The following is a 12,644-nucleotide window of genomic DNA, read 5'->3' as shown; positions in this document are numbered from 1 at the left end:
CTGCGCACCATGACACGTGATCCAGATCACCTACATCGGCCATTCGGCTGAGTAGATCTCTTTCTCTTCAGCCCAGCCGCCGCCACCACAGTGGATCTCCCCCTGTGCTGCTCAAAGCCGATTGACCGCGGCGAGATACGAGCAGATTCGAGCATCCGCCGGCACGGGAGCCGTTTCGCCGGGTCGGCTTGATAATGGGAATCATTTCCAACAAGATGGAGGCATGACCGATACTCGTCCCCGGGTGACCGTCCTCGCGGGCTTCTCGCCGGCCGCCACCGCGGCGGCCGCACGCATCCTGCTGCTCGCCGATCCCGCCCTGGTGCTTCTGAGTCACGACCTTTCCCGCGTACGGGAAGGAATTGTTCGCCGTTCCGTCCGGGATGCCGCACGGATGCTCGAAGACGTGCAGACGCGGCTCGTGCATGGCTGCGTATCGTGCACCTTGCGGGAAGACGTGCTGCCCGCCCTCGTACGGCTGGCCCGGGAGCGACCCGGCCGCGACATCGTGCTGGCCCTCCCGGCCGTCATGGAGCCGGAAGCCCTCGCCGCGGCCTGTGCGGCGTCATCGGCCGTCACCGAGGCGGTCGTCTTCGACTCCTATGTGACCGTGGTCGAGGCGGCCGGCTTCCTCGACGACCTGACCAGCGACGACCGCCTGCGCGATCGCGGGCTGCACTCGTCGGGCCACGACCGGCGCCGAGTGGCCGAGGTGGTCAGCCGGCAGGTCGAATTCGCCGACACGCTGCTCGTCTGGGACCGGCCGGGAAACGACGCGCTCACCACCGGGCGGGTCGACGCGCTGCTGCACCGCCTCGCGCCGTGGGCGGTGCACGTCCGCACCGGTTCCACCCCGTCGGTCGACGTGACCGGGCTCGCCGCCCGCCTGCGCCGCCGCGGCCGCCACGACCCCGGCGTCCCCGGCATCCTGGGACGGGCGCTCGCCGGGTACCCGATCGGCGTGCACGACCCCAACGGCGACTGCGGTGCGAACTCCCTGGTGTTCCGGAGCCGCCGCCCGTTCCACCCGGAACGGCTGTCCGGCGCGCTCGCCCCGCTCGCCGGCGAGACGCTGCGCGGGCGCGGCCAGGCCTGGATCGCCAGCCAGCCCGGCACCGTGATCGGCCTCCAGTCGGCGGGCGGTGGCATCGCGCTCGGCACGCTCGGCCGCTGGCTGGTCTCGACCCCCGAGGAGCGCTGGTACGAGGCGCACGGGCTGCGCCTCCTGGCCGCCGATGTCGACTGGGATCCCTACTACGGCGACCGGCAGACGGTTCTCTCGTTCGTCGGCCTCGACCTGGACGTGCCCGAGCTGACCGGCCTCCTCACCGCCTGCCTGCTCGACGACGAGGAGCTGTCCACCGGCGAGGACGGCTGGCGCGCGATGGCCGATCCGTTCGCGGGCCTGCTCGCGCCGGCCACTCCGGCCATCGATTGATTGCGATGGAGTGCGGCGGGCATTACGGTGTGGTCATCGCGTTCGCCCTCGGGCGGCGCGGTGAACGGCGCGAGTGGGCGCGCTGACATCCTGTCGCGTCCACCTTGAGGTAGGTCATGAAGAGGAAACTCATCGTCCTCGCCACCGCGCTGCTCGCCGCGGCCGCGTCCGTGCTGTTCTTCACCGGTCCGGCGTACGCGGCCACCGGTCTGCACATCGTCGGCCGCAACATCGTCGAGTCCAACGGTTCGACGTTCGTCATGCGCGGCGTCAACCATCCCCACGCCTGGTACGCCAGCCGGACCGGCTCGTTCGCCGACATCAAGGCGGCCGGGGCCAACACCGTACGCGTGGTGCTCAGCGGCGGCCGCTGGGGCACGAACACCGCGGCCGACGTGACGAACGTGATCGCGCTGTGCAAGCAGAACAAGATGATCTGCGTACTGGAGAATCACGACACCACCGGCTACGGCGAGGACGGGGCCGCGTACACGCTCGATCAGGCCGCGAACTACTGGATCGGGCTCAAGAGCGTGCTGGTCGGCCAGGAGGACTACGTCGTCATCAACATCGGCAACGAGCCGATCGGCAACACCAACCCCGGCCAGTGGACGGCGGCGACCGTCGCGGCCATCCAGAAGATGCGGTCGAACGGCTTCGAACACCTGCTGATGGTCGACGCGCCCAACTGGGGCCAGGACTGGACGTACGTGATGCGGGACAACGGCCAGACGATCCTGGACGCCGACTCTCGCCACAACACGGTGCTGTCGATCCACATGTACGCGGTGTTCAACACGGCGAGCTCGATCACCAACTACCTGGACACCTTCCAGACCAAGGGATGGCCGCTGGTCATCGGCGAGTTCGGCTGGCAGTTCGCGTCGGGCGAGGTGGACGACGCGACGATCCTGTCCGAGGCGGCCAGGCGCAACCTGGGCTGGCTCGGCTGGTCGTGGTCGGGCAACACCGACCCGATCCTCGACATGACCACGAACTTCGACGCCACCCAGCTGACCACCTGGGGCCAGCGGATCGTCAACGGCGCGTACGGCCTGAAGGCGACGGCCAAGCAGGCGACGATCTTCGGGACGACCACGACGCCCACCCACCCGACCGACTCGCCGTCGCCTACGCCTTCGACCACCACGCCTCCCCCGCCCAGCGGCGCCTGCACGGCCACGTATGCGGTGACCGGCCAGTGGGGCGGCGGCTTCCAGGCCGACGTCAAGGTGACCGCGGGCAGCAGCGCCATCAAGGGCTGGACGGTCACCTGGACCTACGGCAACGGGCAGACCGTGAGCCAGGCCTGGAACGCCACGGTGACCAGCAGCGGCTCCTCGGTGACGGCCCGCAACGTCAGCTACAACGGCAGCCTGGGCGCCGGCGCCACCACCCAGTTCGGTTTCCTGGGCTCGTGGAACGGGACCAACAGCGTGCCCACGCTCACCTGCGCGGCCGCCTGACCCGTGCGCGGGGCGGGCCGTTCGACACCGAACGGCCCGCCCCGCCGGCCCACCGGTTATGGTCGGCCGGTGACCCGTTCCTGGCCGTGCGACCACTGCGACGCCGCGATGCACGTCACGGTGAGCCAGACCGTGGAGCGCGACCGATTGGCGTGGTCCGTCTCGTCGGCCTGCGCCTCATGCGGCAACGCCGAGGAGCAGTGCGGCCGCGACGACATGCCACCGCAGCTGCGGGAGTTGCTGATCGATCAGGTCGGGCTGGTCATCCTGCAGGCCGACGCGGAGACCAGCCAGCGGTCCAGGACTCGCATGCTGGCCGTGTTCAGAGCGGGCGGTGCGACGATCCACGAGTCGGTCAGCCGGTACCGAGCCCTGACCAACAGCGGCATCGAGGGCACTCCGGCCGAAATGAAGCTGCTGGCCGATCGCCTCACCCGAGCCGGCGCCCTGCTGCGCGGCCCAGAAGCCTCGTGAGCCTCGGCTACGGTCGCGGGGTGCGTTTCTCTCGGGGGCAGGTCGTGGTGCGCAGGTATGTCCGAGGTGGGCGGACCACCTTCGTGAAACCGGCGACCGTCGTAGGCGATGACGACGCGGGACTGCTGTTGTGGATCGCGGAAGGTAGCGAGTGCGCGGGGCTGACCGACGCGGACGGGCGGACGCTCCACGATGTCGCCCTGGACGAGATGCGGGCGCCTGAGCTGGTCCGAAAGCCGTGGCGGGACCGGGACGCGCTCATTCTGATGCCGCCCGGAGCCGGGTACTCGGTCTGGTGGTTCTTCCGGCGGGGAGCGTTCCAGGGTTGGTACGTCAATCTCGAGGCACCCGTGGTGCGGGACGCCGACGGGGTTCACACTACTGATCAGGTGCTCGACGTCGTGGTGGGCCCCGACCGTGGCTGGGCCTGGAAGGACGAGGACGAGTTCGCGGCGCGCATCGGGCACCCGCTTTACTTCGACGCGGCGGCGGCCGCCGCGACCCGGGCCGAGGGCGAACGGGTCATCGCGCTCGCCGAGGTTGGCGCGTTTCCGTTCGACGGCTCCTACACCGGCTTCCGGCCCGATCCGGCTTGGCACCGCCTCACCCTGCCACCCGGAACCGCGACACGGTGAGGCGCTGGGCAACCGCTCCAGACTGAAGCAGGGCCCGGTACTGCAGGCGGCGGGCTGGCGCCACCGTCGTATCGTCGGCCACGATGAGGACCTGCAGCGCCTGCCCGCACATCGGCCGCCGGGCCGCTGTCGGAGCCTGTTCGGAATGCCGCCGGCCCGTCTGTGAGAACCACCTGGTGCTGGCGGTCGAAGTGTCGCGCCTGGACGGTCAGACGCAGTCCGTCACCATGACGTACCACTACACCCGGTTGGCGGAGCTCGACATCAAGCTGGACATCGCGTTGGTCAAGCTGGCCGTGGGTGAGCATGTCGAGGCGTTCGTCGACGGATATGCCCAGGGGCGGAACGTCTGCCGGCCGTGCCGCGACCGTCGCGGCAACGCCGAGGTCGAACGGGCCCGGACCGCCACGGCCGCGGAGACCCGCCGGTGGGCCGACCGCAGCATCGAGCTCGTCACCTGCACCGACGCCGACCGGGTGATGGAGTTGCTCGTGGCCGGAGTCGGTGGCACCCGGGAGCGGTTCGCGAGCGCCTGGGCGGTGTTCGCTCACCGGGCCGGGCCGCCGACGCACGACGTCGTCCAGCTCGGACCGGGCCGGTGGCGCGGTCGCGGACGTCCCCGCGTGGTCGAGCGCACCCCGGTGTGGCTGGTCACCGAGGGCTTCCCGGAGCGGGAAGCCCTCGGCGGCCGAAGCACGGACGAACGCCTCGACGCGCTGCTGGCCGCCGACGGTCGGATCTGGACCGTTCACATGTTCTCCCCCGCCCACTACATCCCGACGTTTGCGCTGGTGCCGCACGGAAAACGGGTCCGATGGAAGAAGCGGGGCGAGCCGCCGTCCTACCGGCCGGTCGACGGCCGGCGGGTGCTGTTCCAGGTCCGCGGGATCGAGTCGGTGGTGACCGCGATGGCGAGGCACGTACTCGACCGGCGTTGAAGTCCACCGGTCAGTAGCCGACGCGGAAGGTGGCGTCCTGCTTGTCGGTGGTGGAGGACGCGCTCGACAGCGGGTCGATGCGCAGGACGTAGTTGGCGTGGCGCAGGTAGCGGTCCGGGAAGTTGTAGGAGCGGAACGACGTCCACGAGGCGTCGGCCAGGCCGGCCGTCTGGGTGAAGGTGGCGTCGGCGCGGAAGGTGGCGGTCCCGTCGTTGGTGGCCAGCACCATCGCGTAGTTCGAGTGGCGCAGGTAGCGGTCGGGATAGTTGACCGAGCGGAACGAGACGCCCGAGGAATCCGCCAGGCCGGGGACCAGGGTCCAGAGCTGGTCCTGGTACGGGTCGAAGGGGTAGACGTCGATCCTCGCCACACTGTTCGCGTGGCGTACGTAGCGATCGGGGAAGTTGTACGACTTGAGCCGGCGCCACGACGGGGTGCCGAACTGGGCCGTCAGGCCGGACAGTTCGGCCGCGGTGATCGGGGTGATCCCGAGGTGCTTGGAGTTGAGCGGCTGGGTGTAGGCGCGGTCGTTCAGCAACGACCAGGATCCGCCGGGTACGTTCGTCGACTGCCAGCAGAAGAAGCGGCCGTTCGGGCTCCACGTGTCGCCCCACATGTGCCAGGTGTTCGCGGTGTTCGACTTGACGATCTGCGGCGCCTCGACGCCCCGGCCCGGACCGATGGCGCTCGTGTAGACACTGAAGCTGCCGGGGTTGAACGACGACGAGCGGGTGCCGAGCAGGGTGCTGTTGGTGTTGTTCTTGTAGTACATGTAGTTGACCCCGCCGACCGTGACGAAGTTGCCGTCGATCGCGTCGTAGCCGGGGTCGAAGAACACCTGGCCGGTCGTCGCCGTGACGAAATCGGTGGTGTAGCTGACCATCAGCACGTTGTGGCCGCCGACGACGGCCGAATAGACCACGGCGTACTGGCTGCGGGCCGGATCCCAGATCGCCTCGGGGGCCCAGGCGTGGGTGGCCAGCGAGTGCACCTTGAGCAGGCGGTAGTTGCGGAACGTACGGAGGTCGGCCGAGTCCCAGACGTGCAGGTACTGGCTCTGGTAGGCCCAGTCGGTGCCGTTCAGGTCGGTCGCCAGTACGACGAACGTGCCGTCCTGCTTGCGGAGGATGAACGGGTCGCGCAGTCCGCCACTCCCCTGCGTCGGGTCGGCCACCGGGTTGTTCTGGTTGAGCGGGGTCCAGTTGAGGCCGTCCGAACTGACCGCCAGATGCAGGTTGTAGCTGGCGGCGGCCATGGTCGGTGACTCGGTGAAGTAGGCCATGGCATAGCCGGTGTACGTGGCGGCCTGCGCGGCGCCGGGACGCAACAGGGCGCCCACGGACGCCGCGCCGGCCGCGGTGAGGAGGGTGCGACGTTTCATGACAGGGGACTCCTAGCGGGGGATGGCGGTGCCGTGGCGGCAACCCGCGCAGGCGACCGCGGACAGGCCGGTCCAGGTGTTCAGGTCGGTGCTCGTCGCGGTGTAGATGCCGCCACCCGTGCTGTAGCGATCGACGTAGATGCGCCAGGTGCCGTCGTCGAGGCGTACGAGGGAAGGCCCTTCATAACCGGACGCCCAGAGCCGGCCGCGGTTGATCCAGCCCGTGGTGAGACTGGCTGTGGTGGTCCAGTGCTCGATGTACTTGCCGGTCTCGTCCTTGGTGAAGGCATGCCAGGTGCTGCCGGACTTCACGACGAAGGTGTCGATGTGATTGGTGCCCAGCCCCCACATCTGCGCCGGACCGCTCCACGAGGTGAGTGCGGTGTTCTGAGCCGTGTAGACGTACGGGCGGAAGCAGTTGGAACACGTTGTCGCGGCGACGCTGGTGATGATGCGGACCGTGCTGCCCTCGACGTAGAACTCGGGGGCCCAGGTGAACCGGGTGTTCGCGATGCCGGACGGGATGCTGGCGATGTTCGTCCAGGTGGTCAGGTTCGTGCTGGTGGCGACGTTGAAGTAGGTGGAGTTGGTGGTCCAGGACTGCACGGTGTACGCGATGTAGTAGCGCCCGTTGTACTTCAGGATGCTCGGATCACGCAGGACACCGGTCGGGCCGTGGAAGTTGGTGTCGGACAGGACGCTGTAACTCGTCCCGCCGTTGGTCGACTGGTACAGCCAGAGCTCTTCGTCGGCCTGGGCGTCGCCCTTGAAGGTGGCGTACACGAGTGTGGTCGCGGCGCTCGCCGGCGCGGGGATCGCCAGCACGGCCACCGCACCCAGGAGCGCGGTCAGCCAGCGGGTCAGCACAGGTTTCATCGCGCTCCTCAGATTGTTATCGTTCACAAGTGCGGTCAGCCCGGTAGGCGAGCGACATACGAACGGGTTGCAGAAAGATTGCGTTAACGTTGCCAGGCTGTCAAGAGGCACGCGAAAGGGGCACGCCGACTCCGGCGTGCCCCAGTGCGAACGGACTCAGACCATCGACGGCTCTTCGTCATCCGGTTCAGGTTCAGGATCCGGTGGCACCTCAGGCGAGGGCTCCGGCGGGAAATCGCTCAGCTGATCACGGACGTACGTGTAAATGACCGAGATCAACGCGGCTACCGGCACCGCCAGGAGGCTGCCGATGATGCCGGCCAGCCCGCCACCCAGCGTCACCGCGAGCAGCACGACCGCCGCGTGCAGCCCCAGCCCGCGGCTCTGGATCATCGGCTGGAAGACGTTCCCCTCGAGCTGCTGCACCACGATGATGATGGCCAGCACGATCAGCGCGTCGACCCAGCCCTGCGTCACCAGCGCGATCAGCACCGCCACGAAGCCGGCGAACAACGCGCCGACGATCGGGATGAACGCGGTGATGAACGTCAGCAGGGCCAGCGGCAGCACCAGCGGCACCCCGACGATCCACAGGCCCAGGCCGATGAAGACCGCGTCGAGCAGGCCGACGAAGGCCTGCGAGCGTACGAACGAACCGAGCGTGTCCCAGCTGCGGGTGGCCACCGCGGGGACGTCGGTCGCGAACCGGCCGGGCAGCTGCCGCGACAGCCAGGGCAGGAAGCGCGGCCCGTCCTTGAGGAAGAAGAACATCAGGAACAGCGCCAGTACGGTCGTCACGACGCCGCTGACCACGGTGTTGAGGCCGGTCAGGGTGTAGTTGACGATGCTGCTGGCCCGGTTCTGGAGCTCGGCCACGGCAGTGTCGAGGTACTTGCTGACGTCGTCGTCGCCGATGTTGAGCGGCGGCCCGGACGCCCATTCGCGCAACTGCTGGATGCCGTTGACCACGCCGTCGGCCAGTTCGCCGGACTGGTTGGCCACGGGAACCACGATCAGCACGACCGCACCCGCCATGAGCACCAGGAACAGCACCGTGACGAGACCGGCGGCCAGGGCCGGCTTCCAGTTCCAGCGGTTGCGCAGGAAACGGGCCACCGGCCAGGTCAGCGTGGTCAGCAGCAGCGCGATGACCAGCGGCCAGATCACCGACCAGGCCTTGCCCATGACCCACAGCGCGACGTACGCCAGCAGCAGCACGACCAGCGTCTGGGCCGAGAACACGGCCGTCGTGCGCAGCGCGGACTTGGTCTTGTCCGCATTCAGGGAGCCAGGCATGTCGATCACCTTAGAGATGACCTGCGATCCGCGCTGCACGACGCTCCGAGCAGCCCGCCTCGGCCTTTTACCGAGGTGAGGCTAACCTAACTCCATGAGCGACTTCGTCCGCCGCCCGACGGCCGCCACGGTGACCGGTGTCCGCGATCTCACCGGCCATCTGCGACGGGTCACCCTGAGCGGCGACCACCTGGACCGGTTCGAATACCTCGCGCCCGACCACCTGGTCCGCATCTTCCTGCCCCGCGACGGCGAACTGCACCTGCCCGAGTCCGAGAAATGGTGGCCCGCGCTGCAGGCCATCCCCGAGCCGCGCCGCCCGCACTGCCGCAACTACACGATCCGCCGCATCGACCACGGCAAACGCGAGCTGGACATCGACTTCGTGCTGCACGGCGACGGCGGACCGGCCTCGGCCTGGGCCAACCGGGTGGCCGTGGGCGACCGAATCGGGGTGCTCAGCGACGGCGCCGACTACGACCCGCCGGCCGACACCACCTGGCAGCTGCTGATCGCCGACGAGACCGGGATGCCCGCCGTCACGTCCGCTTTGGAGGCCCTGCCCGCGGGCATGCCGGCGATCGCGTTCATCGAAGTGGACAACCCAAACGACCATATTCCCGTACGGGTCCCTGACGGCTCGACGCTCACTTGGCTGCACCGTGCCGGTCAACCCGCCGGCACCAGCAAGGTCGTGCTTCACGCGGTGCAGAAACTTCACTTTCCCGAGGGCATCCCGTACGCGTTCATCGCCGGCGAATCGGGCATGGTCACCTCCTTGCGCCGCCACCTGGTACGCACCCGGGGCGTGGACAAGAAGCGCGTGTACTTCTGCGGGTACTGGAAGGCTTCCGGCTCACTGATGTAATAGCCGCATGCCGTACGGGGTCCTGGGGCCGACGCTGGCCGGCCGGTCCCCCGCGACCGGCGGTGTGCGATTGCGCGCTCTGCTTGCGCGTTTACTGCTCGATGCCGGCCGTGCGGTGTCCCTCGACCGCCTGATCGACGACGTCTACGGGGACGACCCGCCGGCCGGTGCGGTCAACGCCGTGCAGTCCAACGTCTCGCGGTTGCGGCGAGAGCTCCCCATCTCGTACGACGGTGCGGGCTACCGCCTCGACGTTCCGCCGGACGAGGTCGACGCTCTCCGTTTCGCCCGTCTCGCCGCGGACGGGCGCGCGGCGTTGCACGCGTCCGACTTCGCCACGGCGTGCGCGAAGTTGAGCGAGGCGCTCAGTCTGTGGCGGGGTGAGGCGCTGGCCGATGTGCGGTCGGCGCCGTTCGCGGCCGCGGCCGCCGACCGCCTCGAACAGGCCCGGCGGCAGGCGGTCGAGGACCGCATCGAGGCCGAGCTGGGACCAGGCGGTCATTCGCCCGCCGGACCAGGCGTCAGCCGGAGCACGGCCGACGCGGTGAGCGAACTGCGCGAGTTGACGGCCGTGGCGCCGCTGCGCGAACGCGCATGGTTGCTCATGATGCGCGCACTTGTGGCGGGTGGCCGGCCGGCCGAAGCGCTCGCCGCCTTCGAGGAGGCGCGGCGTGTGCTGGCCGACCAGATCGGAGCCGACCCGTCCCCTGAGTTGGCCGAGATGCACGCCGCCATCCTGCGCGGCGGCCCGGCGCCCCGGCAGCACACGCCGGATCCGCCGCCGCCCCCGCGCACACCGCGCCTTCCGGCCCAGCTGAGCAGCTTCATCGGGCGCGGCGACGAGCTCGCCCGGATCGCGGCCGCGCTGCGGACCGCACGCCTGGTAACCCTGCTCGGACCGGGCGGTGCGGGCAAGACGCGGTTGTCGTTGGAGGCCGCGGCCCGGTCCACCAGCACCGAGACGTTCCTGGTCGAGCTGGCCGCGACGGGCCCGGCCGACGTGCCGCGGGCGGTCTTCGACGCGCTCGGCTTGCGCGACACAAGTCTGCTCGCCCGAACACCGCCTCCAGCCCCGCCCGGCACGACCCCACCCGGCACAGTCACGCCCGACACGACCCCGCCCGGCACAGTCACGCCCGACACGACCCCGCCCGGCACAGTCACGCCCGACACGACCCCGCCCGGCGCTGTCACGATCAGCGCGGCCACACCAGGCACGATCACGGCCGGCGCGGCCACATCCGGCGAGAGCGCAACCAGCGCGGCCACGACCGGCCCAGCCGCTGGCGGCGCCGCAGCACTCGGCGCGACCGCAGCCGGCCCGGTGGGGCCCGGGGCGTCGGCGGAACGTCGCGGCGACGGGCCGGACACGGTGGAGCGTCTGCTTGCGGCCCTCGACAACCGGGACGTGCTGCTCGTGCTGGACAACTGCGAGCATGTTGTGGAGGCAGCCGCTGTGCTGGCCGGGCGGCTGCTTGCGGGATGCGCGAAGTTGCGCGTTCTGGCCACCAGCCGGGAGCCGCTCGGCGTGACCGGCGAGGTACGGGTGGCGGTGGCCGGGCTGCCGCTCGACGCGGGTGTCCGGCTGTTCGCCGACCGGGCGGCCGAGGTCGGCGCCGGGTTCACGCTCGATGCGCGCACCGAGCCGGACGTGCACGGCATTGTCCGTACGTTGGACGGGTTGCCTCTCGCCCTGGAACTGGCCGCCGCCCGGTTGCCGGTCATGGCCGTCGACGAGCTGGCCCGGCGGATGGTCGACCGGTTCGGGCTGCTGTCGCGGGGCAGCCGCACGGCCGACGAGCGGCATCGCACCTTGCGGGCCGTGGTCGCCTGGAGCTGGGACCTGCTCACCGAACCGGAACGGCGACTGGCCGGGCGGTTCACGGTGTTCCGCGGCTCGGCCGACCTGGACGCGATCGAGCAGATATGCGGCCCCCAAACCAGCAGGCCCCAAACCAGCGGCCCCCAAACCAGCGGCCCACAGACCAGCGGCCCACAGAGCACCGGCATCCTCGATGTGCTCGACGGGCTGGTCGCGAAGTCGCTCATCGAACGGGACGGGTCGCGTTACCGGATGTTGTCGACAATCCGGGCCTTCTGCACCGAGCAGGTCACCGACCGGGACGCCGTCGTGGAGCGCCACGCCGCGTACTTCCTGGCGCTCGCCCGAACCGCTGACGCTCACCTGCGCGGGCCCGGGCAGCTGGTCTGGCTCGACCGGCTGGACGCCGACCGCGACAATCTGCACGCCGCCGTGCGCGACGGATCGGCCGAGCAGGGGCTGCAGCTGGTGTCGGCACTGTCGTTCTACTGGTGGCTGCGCGGCGCCCGCGGTGAGGCGTCGGCGCTGGCGCGCGAGTTGCTCGTCCGGGTCGGGCCGGTGGCGCCGGAGGGGCTGACCGAGGAGTACGTGCTGTGCGCGCTGAACGCCGGGCTGGCCGGGCCGATGGTCGCGGGTGAGCACCCGGCGCACTATCTGGCCGGGCTCGACCGTCCGCCGGCCCAGCCGTTCCTGCTCTATCTGTCGGCGATCGCCGCCGGGCCGCCGGCCGAACTGCAGGATCAGCTGCTCGACATGCAGGATGCGCTCACCGCGCGGCTGCGCGATTCGCCGTGGAGCGAGGCGCTGTCGGGGATCGGCGGCGGGTGGCTGGCGCTGTTCCGCGGGCAGGTCGACCGGGCCACGGCCGAGTTCGAGAAGGCGCTGACCGCGTTCCAGGGCCTGGGCGAGCGGTGGGGCATGATGCTCGCCCAGTCCGGGCGGGCCGAGATGGCGGTGGCGCGGGGCGATCACGCGGCGGCCCGGGGCCCGATGGACGAGGCGCTGCGGCTGGCCGGTGAGCTGGGCTCCCAGGTCGACCTGGCCGACCTGCTGCGCTCGCGCGGCGAGGCCCGCATGCTCAGCGGTGACAACTCCGGCGCGGCGGACGACTTCGCGCGGGCGATGACCTGTGCGGCCACGTGCGGTGCGCCCGAGCTGGTGGCGGCCGCTCGTCTCGGACAGGGCCGGCTGGCCCTGCGCGCCGGTGACCCGGAGACGGCCCGCGAACACTGCCGGGCCGCGCTGGCCGGATGCCCGGCCGACTGGTACGCGGCGGCCGGCATCCGGGTGACCATTCTGCTCGAACTGGGCCGGGTGGCCGAGGCGGCCGGCGACCCGGACGAGGCCGCTCGGTGGTACCGCCAGGTGACCCCCGGCGTGCCCGGCCCCGACGTCGATCGGGCCTTCGACGAGGCCCGGAAGGCGCTGGCCGCCATGGAGATGCGTTAGA

The 12,644-nt window shown here is 70.2% G+C and carries 10 protein-coding genes; 7 read left to right on the top strand and 3 right to left on the bottom strand.

Translation table 11 applies throughout. The annotated features are described in order from the left end of the window. Positions 1 to 223: 223 nt before the first annotated feature. The 5 genes from KOI35_RS36220 (at position 224) to KOI35_RS36200 (ending at position 4,951) form a co-directional block, all read left to right on the top strand. The gene (locus KOI35_RS36220) at positions 224 to 1,438 is read left to right on the top strand and encodes a CobW family GTP-binding protein (RefSeq protein WP_215793216.1); all 1,215 of its coding nucleotides are present in this window, start codon (positions 224 to 226) and stop codon (positions 1,436 to 1,438) included. A 116-nt stretch (positions 1,439 to 1,554) separates the two neighbouring features. Then, on the top strand, positions 1,555 to 2,904 hold the full coding sequence (locus tag KOI35_RS36215) for a cellulase family glycosylhydrolase (protein WP_215793215.1): 1,350 nt from the start codon (positions 1,555 to 1,557) through the stop codon (positions 2,902 to 2,904). Positions 2,905 to 2,973: 69 nt separating this feature from the next. Further along, positions 2,974 to 3,378, top strand: coding sequence for a hypothetical protein (locus KOI35_RS36210; protein WP_215793214.1), 405 nt, complete (start codon positions 2,974 to 2,976; stop codon positions 3,376 to 3,378). Positions 3,379 to 3,398: 20 nt separating this feature from the next. Next, complete coding sequence (locus KOI35_RS49135; RefSeq protein WP_215793213.1) at positions 3,399 to 4,013, top strand: ribonuclease FAU-1 family protein; 615 nt, start codon at positions 3,399 to 3,401, stop codon at positions 4,011 to 4,013. A gap of 83 nt (positions 4,014 to 4,096) precedes the next feature. Then, positions 4,097 to 4,951, top strand: a complete 855-nt coding sequence (locus tag KOI35_RS36200) for a hypothetical protein (protein ID WP_215793212.1) — start codon at positions 4,097 to 4,099, stop codon at positions 4,949 to 4,951. Between the two features lie 10 nt (positions 4,952 to 4,961). Here the strand turns inward: KOI35_RS36200 and KOI35_RS36195 are convergent, their stop codons facing one another. The 3 genes from KOI35_RS36195 to KOI35_RS36185 all read right to left on the bottom strand — a co-directional run bounded on the left by KOI35_RS36195 (position 4,962) and on the right by KOI35_RS36185 (position 8,504). Continuing rightward, positions 4,962 to 6,332 carry a glycoside hydrolase family 43 protein gene (locus KOI35_RS36195; RefSeq protein ID WP_215793211.1) on the bottom strand — a complete coding sequence of 457 codons (1,371 nt, stop codon included), beginning with the start codon at positions 6,330 to 6,332 and terminating at the stop codon, positions 4,962 to 4,964. 12 nt (positions 6,333 to 6,344) lie between these two features. Next, entirely contained in the window at positions 6,345 to 7,208 is an 864-nt protein-coding gene (locus KOI35_RS36190) for a family 43 glycosylhydrolase (RefSeq protein WP_215793210.1), read from the bottom strand. 156 nt (positions 7,209 to 7,364) lie between these two features. Beyond that, positions 7,365 to 8,504 carry an AI-2E family transporter gene (locus KOI35_RS36185; protein ID WP_215793209.1) on the bottom strand — a complete coding sequence of 380 codons (1,140 nt, stop codon included), beginning with the start codon at positions 8,502 to 8,504 and terminating at the stop codon, positions 7,365 to 7,367. A gap of 94 nt (positions 8,505 to 8,598) precedes the next feature. Here KOI35_RS36185 and KOI35_RS36180 point away from each other — a divergent pair, with 94 nt between their 5' ends. Further along, the gene (locus tag KOI35_RS36180; protein ID WP_215793208.1) at positions 8,599 to 9,372 is read left to right on the top strand and encodes a siderophore-interacting protein; all 774 of its coding nucleotides are present in this window, start codon (positions 8,599 to 8,601) and stop codon (positions 9,370 to 9,372) included. Positions 9,373 to 9,379: 7 nt separating this feature from the next. Next, complete coding sequence (locus tag KOI35_RS36175; RefSeq protein WP_215793207.1) at positions 9,380 to 12,643, top strand: AfsR/SARP family transcriptional regulator; 3,264 nt, start codon at positions 9,380 to 9,382, stop codon at positions 12,641 to 12,643. Position 12,644 lies beyond the last annotated feature (1 nt).

The organism is Paractinoplanes bogorensis, from assembly GCF_018829635.1.
GTDB classification, from domain to species: Bacteria; Actinomycetota; Actinomycetes; order Mycobacteriales; family Micromonosporaceae; genus Actinoplanes; species Actinoplanes bogorensis.
The sequence above is the reverse complement of the archived record's forward strand: the minus strand, read 5'-3'. Positions and strand labels throughout refer to the sequence as shown.

Bases quoted from the DNA above. Each gene is read 5' to 3' on its own strand.
- KOI35_RS36220 (WP_215793216.1), top strand. From the start codon at position 224: ATGACCGATACTCGTCCCCGGGTGACCGTCCTCGCGGGCTTCTCGCCG.
- KOI35_RS36215 (WP_215793215.1), top strand. From the start codon at position 1,555: ATGAAGAGGAAACTCATCGTCCTCGCCACCGCGCTGCTCGCCGCGGCC.
- KOI35_RS36200 (WP_215793212.1), top strand. From the start codon at position 4,097: ATGAGGACCTGCAGCGCCTGCCCGCACATCGGCCGCCGGGCCGCTGTC.
- KOI35_RS36195 (WP_215793211.1), bottom strand. From the start codon at position 6,332: ATGAAACGTCGCACCCTCCTCACCGCGGCCGGCGCGGCGTCCGTGGGC.
- KOI35_RS36190 (WP_215793210.1), bottom strand. From the start codon at position 7,208: ATGAAACCTGTGCTGACCCGCTGGCTGACCGCGCTCCTGGGTGCGGTG.
- KOI35_RS36185 (WP_215793209.1), bottom strand. From the start codon at position 8,504: ATGCCTGGCTCCCTGAATGCGGACAAGACCAAGTCCGCGCTGCGCACG.
- KOI35_RS36180 (WP_215793208.1), top strand. From the start codon at position 8,599: ATGAGCGACTTCGTCCGCCGCCCGACGGCCGCCACGGTGACCGGTGTC.
- KOI35_RS36175 (WP_215793207.1), top strand. From the start codon at position 9,380: ATGCCGTACGGGGTCCTGGGGCCGACGCTGGCCGGCCGGTCCCCCGCG.